The following is a 19,037-nucleotide window of genomic DNA, read 5'->3' as shown; positions in this document are numbered from 1 at the left end:
TCTGCTTTTTTCAAGCAACAACTCTGGGGGTCAATTTAAAATTGGCGAAAGGGGGTCAAATTTATTGGTATATGCAGTAACTGGCTTTTCATCATTTATAACATCCTTGATATCTTGGATCAATGTCTCAAGCTTTATGTTCGTGGTTATATTGCTCAACGGGCGTCCGATATCGCCCTCGCGGATATTGATATGCTTTACCGCGCCTGGAGAATATCTTTTGAGCAACAGGTCCTGGTCAACGAATAACTGGCCATTAGTATTACTTCGAAAATAGTTGTTTAAATCATCATTCAGATCCGTTAGCTCATCAATGGTCATATGATGATCTTTATTGATCGTTTGGAGCTCCTCGTTTACAGATTGAAGCTCTTCGTTCGTACTCTGCATTTCTTCATTCGCAGACTGCATTTCTTCATTCGCAGACTGCAACTCTTCATTGTATGACTGCATATTTTCGTTTGAAGAAGCTATGCTTTCATGTGCGACAGAGAGATTTTGTTTTAATTCCGCATTCTCATGTTCCAGACTGATCACATGTTCCTTTGTTACCTCATTGATATCATCTACATTGATGATATTTTTTTCTTCCGTTTTTGATATCTTTTCGCTAAACTCAACTATAAGTAATCTTCCCTCAGATTTTTCAATAAAAAATGGAGTTATAAAAATATTGACAGTTTTGGCTTTAAACCTGCCCTTGCTTGGGATAATAATTTTGTTCAATACCACTTTTTCATCCATCTTTAAAGCCTTGTGGGCAGCGGCTCTAAATGCAATAGAAATCGTTTCGGGCAACAGCTGGTTAAGATTGTGGTTAAAATTTATGCTCTTGAGGTAGGGTGTTGTATCTCCAAATGATTGAATGACCATTAGATCTTCATCCGTGCAAACACCGTTAAAACCTGATGCCTTAAATACAGCGTTGTTTATCTGATCAGCAAGTGCTGATTTGGAAATTGGAACAACACTTTTTTTACTTACCTCAATTGTTGTTGTTTTCGCGCCCTCAATAACATGAGATGAAAAGGTATCGAACTTAACCGCCCGCCCGGCCTTATTGCTTTGCAGAACATTCCATTTTGCACTAATCTCATCAAAGTCTTCTCTTAGGATTGCTGCATTTTCACTCGGCCCTAGAAATAAGTATCCACCTTTTTTTAATCCGAAGTGCATCATGCCTAATACCTTTTTTTGTAGGGTGACATTTAAATAAATGAGCAGGTTCCGGCAGCTGATCAGATCTATATTGCAATATGGAGGGTTTTTAACAAGATCGTGCTGCGCAAAGATTAGCATTTTTCTGATATCCGATTTTATCCTGTAGTTCTTACCATCCCATGTGAAAAATCGTTCTAGTCTTTCCTTTGAAACAGTCTGCTCTATGGTGATATCATAAATGCCCTTAGATGCGGTATCCAGAGCAGCTTTATTAATATCCGTTGCGAATATCTTAATTTCAATATCTTTGGAGTGCTTAACCGAGTATTCTTTTGCCAACATTGCAAGGGTATATGCCTCTTCCCCGGTAGCGCATCCAGCCACCCATATTTTTAGCACATTTGTATTGTTTCTGTTTATAATATCGGGAATGATCTTTTCCTCAATCATCTTAAATGCTTCCGGATCCCGGAAAAAGGCGGTTACGCTAATTAGAAAATCATTGGCTAGTATCTTTACCTCATTAGCGTGGCTTTTTAGAAAATCGAGGTATAGATCAATCTTGCCAAAGTTATGCTCGACCATCCTCCTTTTGATTCTTCTGATAATAGTGGGCCTTTTGTAGTCTGAAAAATCAAGTGGCAAATTTCCTTTGATCAAATCAAATATCTTTGAGAGCTCAGCCTCACTGATAACATCTGGCCTTCCATCAATAAGCAACTCGAGCGTTCCGTCTTTCACGTAATCTTCTATCACCTGTGGCATAGCCTGTGGAGATAGGACCAGATCTGAGCAACCCGTAGCTAGCGCAGCCATTGGCATTCCATTAAAGCTCGCCGTATCTGGATCTTGAACGAGGACCATACCTCCAGCTTCCTTAATATTTAAAATACCTTTTGAGCCATCATTGCCGGTTCCGGAGAGAATTATGCCTATCGCCTTATCCCCGCGCTCCTTAGCAAGGGAGGCAAAAAAATAATCAATGGTCATATAAGGCCGGGACTGATCTGCTTTATCCGATAATGATAGTCGTCCATCTTTCACGGTCATAAACTTAGAACTTGGAATAAGATAAACTGTATTGGGTTTTATCGTCACATTTTCGACGGCCTCTATTACCCGCAACTTACTATGGGGCGCTAATATGTTGGCCATGTGACTTTTGAAATCTGACGAAAGATGCTGTATGATGATGTAAGATACCGCATCAAGCGGCGTATAATCAAAAAAAGCTGAAATTGCTTCCAACCCACCGGCAGACGCACCAATGGCTATAATGTACTGTTTTTCATTAATTTTAGCCATGACCCGTATTTGAAAACCTAATTGATTTCTGTCAAATGTAATCTTATTAAGCGATTAATTCCCTTTTACTGATTAATACATGGCAGATTCAATTTAGTAAATATTCGCTTTTGATGCATTCTTATTTCTTTGCTGATATCCTATCGTGACACAGTTTCTGCAAAGAATTATTAAGTCAATCCCAAAGTATTGATTTAAGCTTTTCTGATATAACATCGAAGACGTGCTGGGATATCCATCATTGTTTTCTGGTCAATTTGCCCGTTAAGTTTCCAAGAAGGAGATAAAATCGAAACGATTTATTTATTAAATTCATTTCTATCTTATCTTCATTCATTGGCTTTAAGACACTCCTAGATGTTTTAACTCAAACTATTGTTATTGTTGTGTTGTTGTAAAATGATGAAATTGTCAGAAAAAAAATATAGGTGTGCAATTGTAGATAATGATCCCATTTCAATTGAGATATTGAGTGATTACATCGCAATGATACCAAAGTTGAAACTCACTGAAAGTTACCTGAACCCATTGGTTGCTGTTAATGAGATTAAAAAGCAAGAAAAAATAGATTTTCTTTTTCTTGACATCAAAATGGAAATCTCTGGATTGGACGTAGCGGTTATTCTTAGGGAACATGTAAATTTTATATTCTTCGTAACCGGATATTCTGAACATGCACTAGCTGCTTTTAGTGTTGAAGGTGATAGTTTTTTACTGAAGCCATTAGATTTTTCAAAATTTCTCTTTACTGTCAACAGAGCGATAGGATCACCGTTAAATTCAGAAATTTGATTTAAAATAATCTCTCGATGGATTTAATGTTAATTCAAGCAAAGATTTCGCACATTAATAATATAAGAAGAACAGGCAGAATACAGCATTTTGTTATACTATTTTTCACTTAGGGTTTCAGAGTATGACAGTTCATTTTCCGATTCTATTGGTGGCTTAGAAAAGCCCGATTCGCGGCCTAAATATTCCGTAAATACTGTTGTAACCCAGTGGATCTACTCTATTCCCATTGACGTGCGGAATCATTATACCAGCATCAATGATTTTATCAAAGAGCCCATAAATTTAAAATACTACCAGAATTAGCTTGATTTTTCCAGTGTGCTGCTTTTGATGTTTGGAGATATCCACCGATTTCCCCCTTAAGTAATTTGAGCGGTATCTAAAATTAAATTTTGCGCGTAACGATTTTTGCAGGGGGAATTCATCCCAAACTATAATCTTCTTTAAATTCGAATGCTTTAAAAATTAATTGAATCGATTCTGTTTAAGCAGTTTTTTTAAGGTATATTACTGGATAATTTCATATGCTTATGAAAACATTTATAAATTCCAGAAATCTTTCGGGCGTGCAGCTCTGTGAAATTATTAAAAATGCTTTCCCCGAACTATACTGCTCGATCGATAACGAAATATTTATTCATAGAGAAGAGCAAGATCCAGCGATAATTATCATATCCATGAAGGGCAATTATGGTAAGGTTAAAGTGAATATCGATTCTATATACACAGAAAAAATTTTTGAGGTAATTGGTCATTCACTCACAGAGAACTATGATTCTACTAAATCATTAGTCACTTTTGCTGAGCGTTTCGATGGCATTACCAACCTAAGAATTGAACTAATTAATGACAACAACTTAGCCATCTTTATAAATGATGAAATAGCCTTGAGGTTAAAGTTATGGCTGACAAGGGATGGAAAAGTGATAGAAATGCAACCTTTTGAAAATGAAGGTGGACGCATATTACGAAATTTTATTGAAAGTGATGAATCGTTTTCAGCGAAATTACAGACAATGCGCAGTGGCAATCTTATTAAATACATTTCGGATGTGGAATAATGTACCTGATTAACGAAATAAATCAAATTTATTTTTACTGAGTGCGTTAGGCCGAAAAAAAATTGCTCACGATTCTTTCTAAAGAAACTCTGAGAAGGCAGTAATAAATCTACCCCGTAATGCTTAGTTCTAAAATTATGATAAATAATCCCCTAAATTATATTTCATAAAAATTAAATTTGATCTCATCCATTTGACTCAGCTGAATAAAGTCTCGACAACTGTGCCTATTTAATAAATTTTACTATATAGAAAAACGAAGTTTAATACAACTAAAAAAAATAGTACAAATAGATGGAATATCAGATCTTCCCCAGAACAAGATTAAAAAGATTTCTTTCTTCAAAACATAAGGCAGACGAGATTGAGTAATGCAAAAATCCATATCTTTTTTAAGATACCTCTTGAAAAATGTGGTGCAGGAAAGCAGTTGCTTCGGCTTAGAATTTACTAACATATTTGGTTTATATGTGATTATAAGTTTTATAAGTCAGACCTTCTGGTCCAACAGTTAAGTTTGACAAATGTTATGTTTATCTTTTTTTGGTAAATATGATACAACAAGGTAAAACAAATGATAAATCAGTTAAAAGAAAGTAGAGGCGACTTTATTGCCCCTGAAAAACCAAGTACCCCTGCTTTAAGCCTATGTTTTACTTTTCATTTTTGGAAATTCAAATATAAGAAAAGGCTAAATTGATATGTTTTTTTTCCAAAAGTAAAACGATATTGGCTCTCTGATGTTACTAGCTTAACATGAGAGAAGGTATAATTGTGAGCACCGCTAGGATTGATGAATTCGGTTGTATAAGAGATGAAAATTTTCAGGAAATACAATTCAAGATCGAATTATATAACGAGGAATTAAAGGTAGGAAGCCATGTTGGATTTGAAATTGAGATGACGAGCCATGGCCTGATGGCGGTTGAAATAACCTCGCGATATAGTTGATTAGTGAATAAGACTTCGAACCAACAAAAAATATGCGATAGTAATAAAGGTTTTGATAGTGATGAGAAAATCTTAGTTGAAATACTTTGCTTATCAAATCCAGAACCTCTTAATAGTCCAGCTGAGCTATTTTTGGCATACCTGCTTATTTTCAAAATAGCTCTCACTTTATTTAAATAAGAAGGGTCAAAATTTATATCATGATACGAATGGCTCAAAGGTTCATTGAGCAGGCTTATATCGTTTTTTACAGGAGCAGCTTATCAGAGAAGATCTTGAGTAGTGACTATGCAGATTGAGCGATTTAAATCCAATATCATAAAATTCTCGCTGAATGAACTTGCCAAAAACATGAATAACCAGGAAATGAGTTATCAAATCCTGCAGCTCAAGTAGCCATGAGCATTATAACCGTCATTAAGTCGGCTAATGGAATCCGATCATTATTTTGATAACATAATTAAATAGGGAGGCGTTTGCCTTTGTATTCTTGTAAATCGGCAATCTATAATAATAATTTGACTAAATTAGGTATTTAAATTAGTGCTTATAATCTATGGTATAATTTTCGTATAGCCTAGCTGTTTCAAATTACACAGGCCAGGTTTGTATTATACACTATTAGAAAGGACTTTTAATTGTAATGATTACACATGAATATATTGACTAGTTTTTTAACCAAAATACAGACTTTTAATCTCCTTACCGTTACCAAAGCTGAACTAAAGAGCCCCATAAAAGAAAATGGAAATAAGCCAGCTTATAGCCTCACCCACGAAACCCACTATTATGATTCGTTCACTTACAAGAGTGAAATCAGGGTATTAAAAGACATGGCATTAATTGACCTGCTGTCCCTTAGCGACACTAGTTTAAAAAGAGAATTTGAACAGCTCAAAAAATTAAAGGAAAGGTTTAAACTCATATGGACAAATTTCCACCAACATTACGGTGAACTTAGAGCCGAATATCCCGGCAACTTCATATTTTCGATTCAACTCGATTACCTATTTATCGTTAATAACCTGCAATCAGACTACAAGGATATTTATATAGGTGATGAGTTTGTGGAAAGTCTGCATGATACTTTGAAGATTAGGGATAAGTTTTTAAGTGAGCTGATCAGCGAAGTAGATGAAATTCTAAATCCCCGTGAAACGTTCGAGGAATGGATAGCCAAACAAAAAAGCCCAGAACAAGTTGAAGATGCTACGGCAGAGCTATCCCCAAAAATCCCGTATAATCCAGATGCGGGTCGGCCAAAATTCAATAATCAGTATATAGATGATTTTTTGCAAATCATAAGGACTTATTTTTCAGAGGAACATTTCAACCAACTTGCTGCACTGATAAAATTGGAAGAACAACCTGCAAGCCAGATGATCTTCAACGGAAACAGTAATATGCTTGCCGATGCTTTTAAGCAACTCTATGAAGCAAACCTGATCGTTGGGTGCAATAAAACGGAACTTGAAAAATGGATTCTAAAACATTTCTTATATAGCAATGGAGATAAAGTAAACGAATACTCGGAGGGTTGGCTAAGTGCAATTATATCTTCCGATACCAAGGTTTGCAAATCACCAATTTTAGAGGTAAGGATGAAAGACAAAGTTCCTTTTCTGGTTCCAACAGTCCGAAACAAAAAAAACAGTAAATATTAGTAGGGAAACGGTAAGGATGTGGTTTAACGTGTTGCAACCCTACAAAATAAGCGACTAACATTGCGGTATCAAAACAAAAGATACCGCTTATGAAGTACACATTTGAAGAACTACCGCAGGCCATTAGTACACTGCACGAAAAGGTAGATTGTATTAAAGACCTGTTGCTGGAAAACAGGTCGCAAAATTCCCAACGTCCCCGAGACGATTTATTGACCATCAGACAGGCTGCCAAATTTCTTAGCCTGTCCGTACCCACCCTTTACACCAAAGTGAGCCGGAAGGAAATCCCCGTGAACAAGCGGGGTAAAAGACTTTATTTCTCCGCCGTGGAACTGTCAGAATGGGTACGGTCGGGAAAGAAGAAAACCACTGATGAAATCTATTCCCCAACGAATGGTATCGTACCACCAACATAACTATATATCCCTGTTGCTAAATAGATATGTACTATATAACAACATAGATTATATATCCACATAACAATGGTTTATGTGTAACAAAAACTACTGGCACAGAAGGTTAATTCGGAGCAGCCCAAAAGGTTGTGGCGCTTTCAAGGTTGCTGTCATTGGCTGTAGAAAGACGGTTCAGGCAGTCAATCCCCTTTTCGGGGTTTTGAGCAAGCGGAAGTTGGGCAGTGGCCCTACTTGCTTGCCCTGAGCTATCGCTACAGGGGTTTCAAGTATCCTCCGGGGATACTTGTTGGCCTTTCAAGCCGATAAAGACACTAAATGGTATACTTTGAGGTATACCGAATATTTGAATGTAAAAATATATCTATATGTGAATTAATGCATATAGCAAAATGAAAGGAGCTAATTATGAAAATGGACATTATTACGATGGATGATCTGCAGCAGTTTAAGACAGAAATGCTGCATGAAATGAAAAATATATTAAAAACTAATAGTGGTACGTCAAACAAATCATGGTTAAAGAGCGCTGAGGTGCGAAAAATGCTAAATATTTCACCCGGAACATTACAGAACCTGCGCATCAATGGCAATTTGCCATTCCGTAAGGTTGGGGGAATAATGTTTTACAGCCGAGAAAAAATTGAAAAGATGATGGAGGGTAAATGAAATGAAGAAAGATGAAAATTTGTATCACAAAGGATTGCGAAAATATTTTGCGCATGCGTCACAACAGCCACATTTTTTCCCAACTCATTTAAGCATATTATTTGCATTGGTTCAATGTTGTAATCATCAGGATGTAACGCTTCCATTTAATGTAAGCAGAAAAATGCTAATGCGATTTTCAAGGATAAAGTCTGTTTCTACATACCACAAAAATATCAGGGAATTGAAGGAAAGCGGTTTTATTAAATATAAACCCTCATGGCATCCAAAGCTGGGAAGTGAAGTGATGCTTAATATTGGATTGGAGAAAAACTTTTAAGGATATGGTAATGGAAGATATCAATATCAAGTCTGTGCGATACCCAAAAGCAACAGACGAAAAACTGGAGAAAATTTCGGTGAAACTGGGTAGACCGAAAAAACTGGTCGTTATACAGATGGTAAATTATTTTTATGGCACAAAAAAAGACCCGATCGATTTCAACGACGAGCTACTTAAGAAAGAGCTGGTTAACGGAGTGAACAGGATAATAGCATTTTTTAAAAAGCAGGAAAAGGATTTTCTGTTACCCATGTTTACCGACTGTAACGGACTCACTATCATAGCAAAAGAGCATACAGAATATTTCAAAATAATCTGGCAGCATCTACAGAAAGAGGAAAAGAAAAGTGAAGGAATTTCTAACCGAACGGTACAGCTGGAAAAAGAAATTGCCAGAACCCACCAATATTACAATGAAAAAAGTAAACTGAAGTCCAGTTTTAGAGAGATACTCAATTATTATATCAATCAGAGGGAATCTTTGGGGTGGCCGGTATCAGCTGTCAAAAAAGAGGAACTGCAGAGCCATGTCAGAAAATCCCTTGAAAGTATTTAGCCTATGTACATTAACATTACGGCATCGGAAACAGGAAATAACAAAGGCAGTAGCGGAGCTTTGGTCAATTATTTGGAAAAGGAGAATGACCTGAAGAATGGGAAAAATTCAGTGCCGGATTACGAAAACTGGTTCAATGGTGCAAGAAACGATATCAGAAGGCAGGAAGTTCGGGTTAAGATCGATAACAATATTGCAAAGCTTGGCAGTGATGACAGTAAGTTTTTCCTGATCAATATCAGTCCGAGCCAAAAGGAGCTGGAGCATCTTTTTAAACAATATGGCGAAAGTGGTGTAAAGGAGAAACTAAAGGAATTGGCGGTAAATATTATGGACGAATACGCTAAGAATTTCAAAAGGCCAGGTATTATTACCAACAACGATCTTTTATGGTTTGGCAAGGTTGAAAACTACCGTTACTACAAGCACACAGATAAAGAAGTAAAAAACGGAACAAAACAGAATGGAGATCGAAAAGAAGGACAACAAATGCACGTTCAAGTGATTGTGAGTCGGAAAGATTTGAGCAATAAAGTTAAGCTTAGTCCTCAAAATACCTCGAAAGGAAGAAATGAACAACATTCTGCAAAATTAGGGCAATTTAACCGCAGTGCATTTAAACAGTCTGGTGAGGAAGTATTTGATAATTTATTCAAATTCGATAGAGGGCTCAAGGATAAGTTTATATATGCAAATGTTATGAAAAACGGAACTCCTGAACAGAAAACCCAGATGCAAATGATCTCCGAACTTTCGACTGACATTTCAAGAGATATCCGTATCGATAGTTTGTCGAAAGGAATTTCAGATGGACTTTTTAGCAATGTTAGCGATATGATGACTATTGCAAAAGATGCTGGCATTGGGCTATTGGAAATCTTGATGGAACCTACTTACGAGCCCCAACATACAGATTCTGTTGAAGAAGCTGAGAAACGGAGGCGTAAAAAGTTGCAACAGTCACAGGGACTTAGCAGGTAGGTTCGGCAAAACAGTAAAAATTGTTATTTTAATAATCATCATTCTCACTATTCTACCCTTTAACGAGAATTGGCCAGCGTAATAAAAATGAACGGAATTATCTCCAAGTTAATAGCACCGCAACTATTAACTTACACTATTTATAGAAGTAAGAACTTTATTCTGACTTTTAAGTTCTTTATAAAACTAAAAACACGATGGGATTGATAAAAAAAGCACTATTAGGTTTTGCTATATCTAAGGGAGTTTAACAGCTAACAAATAAAAAAGAACTTGGTAAGTTCAAAATGATAAATAAAAATACAATGCACCAAATATTCTTGATAAAGCTAAAAATTTAGAAGATAACTTATTAGGTACTAAAACTTTGCAAGGGCACGGATTAAGGTAAATACCTCCTTTCTCTTGATCTCCCAGCTGCATTCGCAAATTTTGGCAGCAGAGAAGGAATTGTTTACTATATTGGATAAACCGGAGTAGATTGATCCCTTATAACGGGAAATTAATTTGTTATAAATTTTTGATTGTCTGTATATTAGTAAATTGGCGAGAAGGGGTCAAATGGATTGGTTTATCCACAAGGATCCCAAATTCTTCAAATTTGAAAAATTTGCATGCAGCTGAGTTTATGGATTATATTGTCTTTGGTCATCCATAGTAAACAGCCCTTCTATTGCATTTTCAATGTTCGATTTTAGCAAAATCGCGTGCTCCATGTTTTGATTTTTTCGCAGATATCAACATTTGTTTGGGTAAAGACACAGATATGAGTCAATAGTTTTGATAAGAGCATAAAAGCTCATCAATCGGAAAGATCGCCGATAGATTCAATGAGTATCAGAAAGATATGATTACCATCACTTTTATCCTGGCGCCGTATCATTCTGAGAAATCAGGTTTTACGATATATTTGGCTACATCACTTGGGAAATCTTGATAAAATATAGAGTCTGTAAGAAGTTTTATTTGCCTAGGATTATTGACCAAATTAAAGCACCCAAAAAATTAAATAAATAATTCTATAATCATTAGAACAAATAAAAAACTAAAATTGGATGTTCATCAAGCTAATATATTAAAGCCGTTTTTGAATAATACGGAGATCGGGGGTAATAGCGCAGGACAGTATTTCCACCTTCATGACAACTGTGGTGCCTATTCCAAAAAAAGTGGAGCAGAAAATGCCATAAAAACGTTCCCGCAAATAAAGCTTTATCGAAAATTTGAATTCAAGTTTGCCAGACGCAGCCATTGCAAAATAAAAATATCGAAGTTGAAATACTTACTGCAATAAATAGTATATAAACTAAAAAAATTGAATCGTTATGAACAAGGAAGCCATATGACATTGGATAAAATTTATGTATTTTACCAAAACTTGATTTAACTTCAAATCATCTCCAGGACGATCCGATCTTGACTAACCAAATAATTAGAAAACCATCTCTATGTTAAGTAACATAAAATCTGACACGATTGGTCATTTTAGCGACCTTGCTTCTGTTGCGAAGTCAATCTCTGGCTTAGAATATTTTTTTCTCACCTCTAACGGCACTGATGTCTATGGTAATATGACCGAGCTCAGCACCGATATTTTATCTGAAGCAGAATTTGATTCGTTGCTATCCAATTGTCGCGAAAAAACATCCCAAAATAATCTAGCTTTCGACACATTCCCTGCTTGTGATTTTTCGTATCTAAAACCTTACAAAACTTTTTACACTTTCGCAATACAAAATGACTCTGATGGAGTATCCGGCTTACTAGGTTTGTTGGATAAAGATGAAAAACCTTTACAAGCTTCACAAATCGAGGCAATAGGCCAGTTATGTTCTCAATTAGGAAAGTTACATAAAGAATGGAGCTGTACTGAATTACAGAACTTCTCTGAAATATTTGAGCTTTCTGAAGATTTGATTTGCATATGCGGCTTAGATGGAAATCTGGAAAACGTAAATCCAAGCTTTGAACGTATTCTTGGCTGGAAAAACGAAGAGATTTTAGGTAAACTGCTGTACGATTTTGTGCATAAAAAAGATAAATGGTACACCAAAGCTAAACTTGGCAGTTTACTAAAAGATGCAAGCAGAATAGGATTTACACATCGATTGCTAACCGCGAAAAATGATTTTAAAACAATAGAATGGGTTGCAACAATAGTGCCTACAACAAGAAAAGTTTCTGCTATTGGTAGGGATATAACTGAACAGCTTGATAAGCAGCAAAAGCTGCTACAGAGCGAGAAAAAGTTTAAACAATTCTTTGAAAATTCGCAAGGCTTAATGTGTACACACGATTTGGCGGGTAAATTCATTTCTGTGAACGAATCTGGAGCAAAAATCCTGGGTTACACAAAGGTCGAACTCGATGGATATTCACTTTACGATATTGTTCCAAAAAACAGGCACGTATATCTCGACCAATATCTTCAATTAATACAAAAACAAGGATTTGCAAAAGGTCAGATGCTAACCTTAGCTAAAGATGGTAGCGAAAGAACGTGGATGTTTTCAAACGTGGTGCAGGAAGATGATACTGGTGGTTTTTATGTTATTGGTAATGCTGTTGACATTACTGAACAGCATGCTCTTGAGAAAGATTTACTTCGAACAAAGAGCATTTTGGAACAAACCAATAAGGTTGCGAAAGTAGGTGGTTGGGAGATGGACATGGCTTCCAATAAAATAGAGTGGACATCAATAACAAGAGAAATTCATGAAGTGGATGAATCTTTTGTGCCAGACATTTCCGTTGCCATTAGCTTTTATAAGCCTGGAGAAAGTAGAGAGAAGATTGAAAGGGCTTTCCAGAATAATGTAACAACTGGTGAACCTTATGATTTGGAGCTGGAAATAACAACTGCAAAAGGCAGAGATATTTGGGTTAGGGCTATTGGAAATGCAGTATTTCAAGATGGCGTTTGTACACGTTTATACGGTACTTTCCAAGATATAGATGAATATAAAAAATCGGAAATTGCGTTGGAAGAATCTAAAAAACTTTTGGATGATGTATTAAATGCTGCTTCTGATTTATGCATTATAGCAACTGACTTAAATGGTATAATTACCGTTTTTAATACAGGTGCAGAAAGTTTGCTTGGATATGCTGCTGCAGAAATGATTGGGAAGCAAAATCCTGAAATGCTTTACATCAGGCATGAAATTGAAAGTCAGGAGCCTGCCGTTAAAGTGTTCGAAAATGACCTGATTGGTTTTGAGTATTTCCTTGAGATATCTAAGAAAAATTCTTCTGCCAAACACGAATTGAGTTTCGTATCCAAAACCGGCAATAAGCTAGATGTTTCGCTTAATGTGTCATTAATTACCGACCCACAAGGCGAAGTAATCGGTTTTCTTGGTGTGGCAACTGATATCACCAATCAAAACAAAATGGAAGAGGCACTTTCTACTGAAAGAGCCCGCCTCTTGGCTTTTATAGAACATACACCGGCAGCGGTTGCTATGCTTGATAATGATATGAAATATCTGGCAGTTAGCCAGAAATGGATTGATGATTATAAATTTAAAACCAACGATTTAATTGGCGCCTCACATTACCAAATGTTTCCAAATTTGGATGAAGAACGAAAAGCAAGGCACAAAGAAATTTTAAAAGGTAAAATTGATAGGCGAGAGGAAGATATTTTTATAGATTCTCAAACTGATGAGAAACATTTCATAACCATGGAGATGCGCCCATGGTACCGTTCTGAAGCGGAAATTGGTGGTATGATGATTTTTACGCAGGATATTTCTGGTATGATTGCCCAGCGTGAAGAACTTAAAACTGCCAGAATGCACGCGGATGAGGCAAACCTGGCAAAATCAGAATTTTTGGCAAACATGAGCCACGAAATCAGAACGCCATTAAATGGTGTAATTGGCTTTACCGATTTGGTATTAAAAACTAAGCTCGACGAAATTCAACAACAGTACCTCAAAATTGTTAGCCAATCTGCCGGGGCACTGCTTAACATTATTAACGATATTTTAGATTTTTCTAAAATCGAAGCCGGCAAATTCGAACTGGATATTGGTAAGTGCGATTTATATGAAATGACTTGTCAGGCCACGGATATTACTACGTATCAAATTCAGTCTAAAAATCTGGAAATGTTGCTGAATTTAAGTCCAGAACTACCGCGATTTGTGTGGGCTGATGATGTTCGTTTGAAACAGGTGATAACCAATTTGCTCGGTAATGCAGCTAAATTTACCGAACGAGGTGAGATAGAATTGAAGGTAGAAATTTTAGAAGAAGATACTAAAAAATGCATGTTTCGATTCAGTATCCGCGATACCGGAATTGGTATTCAGGCCGATAAGCAAGACAAAATATTTGAAGCTTTTGCTCAAGAAGATTCATCAACCACGAAAAAATATGGCGGAACCGGATTAGGGCTAACCATCTCTAACAAGTTGTTAAGGATGATGGGAAGCAGGTTAGAACTTTCAAGCGAGGCAGGAAAAGGAAGTACATTTTATTTCGATATCCGGCTTGAATGCGAAAAGGGTGATGCAATTGAGTGGAAAGAAATTGATGCGGTTAAAAACGTTCTGATTGTGGATGATAATGATAACAACAGGAATTTCCTTAGAGATATGCTCAACTTAAAAGGCATTAATACCGACTTGGCTAAAAGTGGCTTTGAAGCATTGCAGTATTTAGCCGAAGGAAGATTGTTTGATGCTGTTTTAATGGATTACCACATGCCCTTTATGGATGGTTTGGAAACGATAGATAAAATCAGAAAGAGCTTCTTTGAATCGCATGAAAGCTTACCAATTCTTTTATTACACAGTTCGGCCGATGATAATACATTAATTACATCCAGCAAAACTTTAAAGGTTAACCGCAGGCTTGTTAAGCCAATAAAAATGCCCGATTTGTATGATGCCTTATCAAAATTGCATGTAAAACAAGATGTTGAAGCAAGTGCCGCACTAAATAAGATAGAAGCAAAAGCGGTAATTAGAACTGATACCGAAAAAATAAAAATATTAATTGTCGAGGATAACGAAGTAAACCGATTTTTAACCAGAAGCTTAATTTCAAATATGTTGGATGGAATAGAAATCATTGAAGCAAATAATGGCAAAGATGGTTTAGAGTGTTTTATCAAACATGCACCAAATCTTATTTTAATGGATGTGCAAATGCCAGTAATGAATGGGCTGCAAGCTACAAAAGCTATCCGTGAGTTGGAAAAGGGGAAACATACACCAATTATTGCGGTAACTGCAGGAAATGTTTCTGGTGAGCGTGAAAAGTGTTTAGATGCGGGCATGGATGATTTTATTACGAAACCAATCTTTCAAGGCGCTTTAGAATTGGTTATAAATAAATGGATTGGAAAAATTACCGATGATAAACCTATATCAATCGAATCGGATGCTGAAGGTGATGAGCATTTCGATCCATCAAGATTAAGCATGTATTATGGCGAAAATAAAGAAAAGCTTGCTAAAATTGCATCGCTAACCATTATGCAATTAGAAAAGTTTGCAGAACAGCTAAAAGAACTGGCTAAGATAGGCGATATAGAAAATATCAAATTGCTTGGACATAAAATTTATGGAACTTCCTCATCAGCCGGATTGATGCTGCTGCAAAAATATTCTTCTAAACTGGAAGCCATTACTCAATTCGATTTCCCGATGTCGGCTGACCTTACAAATGATTTTATAAACGAGGTGTTAATCCTTAAAAAAATCTTAACAGAAAAATATTTATAATCGTAGGTAACCAAATCTTTTAAAATGTAATATAACAGCTCCTGTTTTTTTTATCTTACTGTAAGTGAATTCGGGAAAGGCTCGTTTTTAGGAATGTCAAATATTTAAGGAAGAGGAAGATATGTATATCTTATCACTTCGGTTGTCCCGTTCCATACAGCTGCAGAAGTTATCCTTTTCTTTTGCCGTACTTAACATTAAAATTATCAGCTTAAGAAGAATAGGGTAGGGATACTTTCCTTTTTTGAGACATTTTTTCTCTTTGCCGTAATTTGTGCAAGTAAACTTACAGCTGAAAGAAAGAGATAGAGTATGGGATAAATGCTTTCGTTTTTTAAGACAGTTCGCTGCTTATATGTAGGTGACATAAGGACTTCTTTAGTAGAAAAAATACAATAGCCGATATACTATTAGGGGGATGTGAATAGGTTGAAGTTATCTTGTGGAATACTTATCAGAGGGCAAAAATTATTATCTTAATTAAACTTATTTTTTTCTTTTAATATTTGCTCCCGCTCTTCTGAAAAATAACTGTAAAAACTTCTGAAGAAAAGGTGATCAAGAAAAAAATTACAAACATGATTGCCATTAGTACCCAATATATGTCTTTTTTTGATTCAAATAAATAAAAATATTAAAGAGCAAAGTGTTGCTATAATGAGTGACTGTTTAAAATTCTGAACAGTAAATTTCTTTTTCATAAACATATCTTCCTGGTAACCATGAACAATAATCTATTCAGAAGGTTTGCATTTGCACCTAAAGTATAGTTTAAATATAGGATTTATAAACTGTAAAAAAAATCCCATATACACTATAAATTTAGATTCTGGCGATTTAGGTTGAAAATGTATTTTATTGAGAATCAAAAAATCCTAACAAAAATTTGAGGCTTTTCGTAATTCTCGCTTGGATGTGAACCTTGTTTAATTGTCTAATTTCAAAAGCTACCTGTAAGGATTTAAAATCGCTCATCAAAATTATTACCCTTTCGTTAGTTATTTGGGATTGTTAACTATATTTTTATGAGAAGCGAAGTTTTGCTCTCCCATCAATCGTTTAACATATTCATCCATGCCAATATCATTTTTTTTATTAACATATCGTGTAATAGATAGAACGTTTAAACACTCATCAAATCCGCATTCCTCCATCGCTTTTTTTACCATTGGTTCTAATCCAGATAGCCACTCATTATAATCCTCTATGTTCGGCGTAAAAAGATTTGCATTAGAATGATATAGATAACTAGCATTTCCATAACTAAATAATAATTCGTTGAACTCCTTTTCACTGGCAGGAGTTTTTGCAATCATTTCTTCCTGCATTTTATTACAATGTCCAAATGGATGTTTAATTTGTATCACCGTTATGGACATCTGAAATTTTATATAGCGTGTGATCAATCGAGGCGATACCGTTAGCCGAATCAATGGAACATTAACTATGCTACTGAGCCGTGGCCCTTACTGAGGAAAGTGTACGGATGCGATGCGCTTCCCTGGCTGCCAGCATAGTGCCATATTTATCGATTCTCCTTTTGTTTTGTTGTTGTAGCAAGGTAGGGTATAGGTTCATCACGATGTTCACCAGCAGGATGACCAGTGCGAATAAATAGGCTCCTCCAATAAGTTTTATCAAAACAAAAACATTCACAAAGAAGAAAGCTATTAAATGGCTGATTTCGGCGATGGTCATTTCATTGCGCAGCTCAGGTAATTCTGTTGGTCTGATCTTTTTTTTAACCGATAACTTCGGGTTGAAATATCTGAAAAAGGAATGTATGGTGATCCACTTGAACAGTTCAATCCCAATGTACCTGTTTATATTTTCATTTGTGATAAAATTAAACTTTGTGAGGTTCTTTTTGTAGAATTCGGTCTTGATGAGTACAGCGTTGATTACCATACCTACAATCCAAGAAATAACGGAAATGGCAAAGCTGAAAGTCAGGTACTTGATCATTTTTCAAAGGTTTGAGCGAAATTAAGGATGTAAAAATAAAGGATTTACCTGCATTTTAAAATAAAATATCATTTATAAAAGAAGTTTCTTTATTTACTGTCAAGGGCACCAGGGCTTGAAATCTTTTTATGGTTTTTTTGAGACGTTTTTTTGTTTGCTATAATTGGCGTATATAATTTACAGCTGAAGATAGATACATAATGGGGGATGGATACCTTCGTTTTTTGAGAAAGAAGCAATTATCATTTTTGCAATTCATAAGTAGCTCTCTTCCTAAATGCTCCGGGTGAAATGCCAATTACCTTTCTAAACAGGCGATTAAAATATTTTTCATCTTCAAATCCTATTGTATTGCCTATTTCCTTAACAGAAAGGCTGGAATAGTATAACAGCCTTTGCGTTTCCCGCATCATTTCCTGTTGAATATAATAGGTGACCGGAAAACCAGTAACTGCTCTAACAGTATCATTAAGATAGCTTGTTGTCATATTCATTTTGTCCGCAAACTCAGATGGCCTTCGGGTTTTGAGATTATGGCGAAGCGCTTGTTTGAATGCTTTAGTGATTTCGATACTTCTAGCGAAATGTCTAATTAGATTGAAGCGCTCCATAGATAGGTAAATTGCGGCAAGCTGGTAGATAAGCGCAGTGACCATTGATTGCGTAATGACATGGCGAAACATGAGTAGCGGGTCATTATAAATGACAAACAGGTTATCAATAAAAATGCAAAGGCCTGCATATTCCTCAGGAGATAAAGGCGTAAGTATAATTTCTGATAAACATTGATCCAGGATATCTTTGAGCTGTTTATCAAGGATAGATAGATCAAAGGCTAAAAACCAGCCATGTTCCATTCGTGCGGAATTAATTTGATATATGAAATTCCTTTAAAATATGCAGGGATTTGTAAGCATGTTAGATTTTCATCAACGGATGACAAAAAATAGAAACACCATTATTCAAATTTGTAATCAATCCTGTACACACGCCTTGAAAATCATGGATAATCTTCTTTTAGTTGAAGGTCATGAAGGAAAGGACGACCACCAATCTAAATGAATTTTTTGTGCAACATAAATAAAGGGGCTGTTCTGGGTACGTTCAAAAGTATCAACTTGGTTGTTGACTTTTGTTTTGTAAAAGTCGTCAGACTGATAGACGGTTTGCAATTCAAAAGGCCTCGGAGATCATTAAGACTTTAGTTCTGGCACGGGTATCCTGCGCGTTGGCCGGCTGTTGAATTATAACCCCAATAAATAACAAAGCCGGTACCTTATTTTCATATGCGGCTTACCCCACAGTGCTAAATGAAGCACCACATCATAAAACTTTGATTAAATAGCTTTTATATCCATAAGGGTAGGGTCATCATCAGGTAAATAGTAAGTTAATTAGGTATTATAATTTGTTATAGTCTTTTAGGTTATATAGCCATGACCGGTCATTATGT

Annotated in this window: 13 protein-coding genes; 9 read left to right on the top strand and 4 right to left on the bottom strand. The window is 35.8% G+C overall.

Annotated elements, in window-relative coordinates; translation table 11 throughout:
* Positions 1-30: 30 nt before the first annotated feature.
* Positions 31-2,466, bottom strand: coding sequence for a chemotaxis protein CheB (locus H7U22_RS22460; protein WP_187073586.1), 2,436 nt, complete (start codon positions 2,464-2,466; stop codon positions 31-33).
* Positions 2,467-2,874: 408 nt separating this feature from the next.
* Between H7U22_RS22460 and H7U22_RS22455 the strand changes: the two genes are divergently transcribed.
* From H7U22_RS22455 to H7U22_RS22415, 9 genes are all read left to right on the top strand, one after another.
* The gene (locus H7U22_RS22455; RefSeq protein WP_187073585.1) at positions 2,875-3,258 is read left to right on the top strand and encodes a LytR/AlgR family response regulator transcription factor; all 384 of its coding nucleotides are present in this window, start codon (positions 2,875-2,877) and stop codon (positions 3,256-3,258) included.
* Between the two features lie 533 nt (positions 3,259-3,791).
* Entirely contained in the window at positions 3,792-4,322 is a 531-nt protein-coding gene (locus H7U22_RS22450; protein WP_187073584.1) for a hypothetical protein, read from the top strand.
* 756 nt (positions 4,323-5,078) lie between these two features.
* A complete protein-coding gene (locus H7U22_RS22445; RefSeq protein WP_187073583.1) occupies positions 5,079-5,273 on the top strand; it encodes a hypothetical protein in 195 nt (64 codons plus the stop codon).
* A gap of 653 nt (positions 5,274-5,926) precedes the next feature.
* Positions 5,927-6,937 (top strand): hypothetical protein, encoded by a 1,011-nt coding sequence (locus H7U22_RS22440; protein WP_187073582.1) that lies wholly within the window; start codon positions 5,927-5,929, stop codon positions 6,935-6,937.
* Positions 6,938-7,026: 89 nt separating this feature from the next.
* Entirely contained in the window at positions 7,027-7,356 is a 330-nt protein-coding gene (locus tag H7U22_RS22435) for a helix-turn-helix domain-containing protein (protein WP_187073581.1), read from the top strand.
* Between the two features lie 405 nt (positions 7,357-7,761).
* Positions 7,762-8,022, top strand: coding sequence for a helix-turn-helix domain-containing protein (locus H7U22_RS22430; RefSeq protein WP_187073580.1), 261 nt, complete (start codon positions 7,762-7,764; stop codon positions 8,020-8,022).
* Positions 8,023-8,351: 329 nt separating this feature from the next.
* Positions 8,352-8,900, top strand: coding sequence for a BfmA/BtgA family mobilization protein (locus H7U22_RS22425; protein ID WP_187073579.1), 549 nt, complete (start codon positions 8,352-8,354; stop codon positions 8,898-8,900).
* 3 nt (positions 8,901-8,903) lie between these two features.
* Positions 8,904-9,881, top strand: coding sequence for a DUF5712 family protein (locus H7U22_RS22420; protein WP_187073578.1), 978 nt, complete (start codon positions 8,904-8,906; stop codon positions 9,879-9,881).
* Between the two features lie 1,448 nt (positions 9,882-11,329).
* Positions 11,330-15,619 (top strand): PAS domain S-box protein, encoded by a 4,290-nt coding sequence (locus H7U22_RS22415; RefSeq protein WP_187073577.1) that lies wholly within the window; start codon positions 11,330-11,332, stop codon positions 15,617-15,619.
* A gap of 998 nt (positions 15,620-16,617) precedes the next feature.
* Here the strand turns inward: H7U22_RS22415 and H7U22_RS22410 are convergent.
* The 3 genes from H7U22_RS22410 to H7U22_RS22400 form a co-directional block, all read right to left on the bottom strand.
* Positions 16,618-16,986 (bottom strand): hypothetical protein, encoded by a 369-nt coding sequence (locus H7U22_RS22410; RefSeq protein ID WP_187073576.1) that lies wholly within the window; start codon positions 16,984-16,986, stop codon positions 16,618-16,620.
* 82 nt (positions 16,987-17,068) lie between these two features.
* Positions 17,069-17,584, bottom strand: coding sequence for a glycosyl-4,4'-diaponeurosporenoate acyltransferase CrtO family protein (locus tag H7U22_RS22405; protein WP_187073575.1), 516 nt, complete (start codon positions 17,582-17,584; stop codon positions 17,069-17,071).
* Positions 17,585-17,826: 242 nt separating this feature from the next.
* Complete coding sequence (locus tag H7U22_RS22400) at positions 17,827-18,441, bottom strand: helix-turn-helix domain-containing protein (RefSeq protein ID WP_248284836.1); 615 nt, start codon at positions 18,439-18,441, stop codon at positions 17,827-17,829.
* Positions 18,442-19,037: the final 596 nt, after the last annotated feature.

It is taken from the genome of Pedobacter fastidiosus (assembly GCF_014306625.1).
Taxonomy (GTDB): domain Bacteria; phylum Bacteroidota; class Bacteroidia; order Sphingobacteriales; family Sphingobacteriaceae; genus Pedobacter; species Pedobacter fastidiosus.
This window is presented reverse-complemented; position numbering and strand designations above follow the sequence as displayed.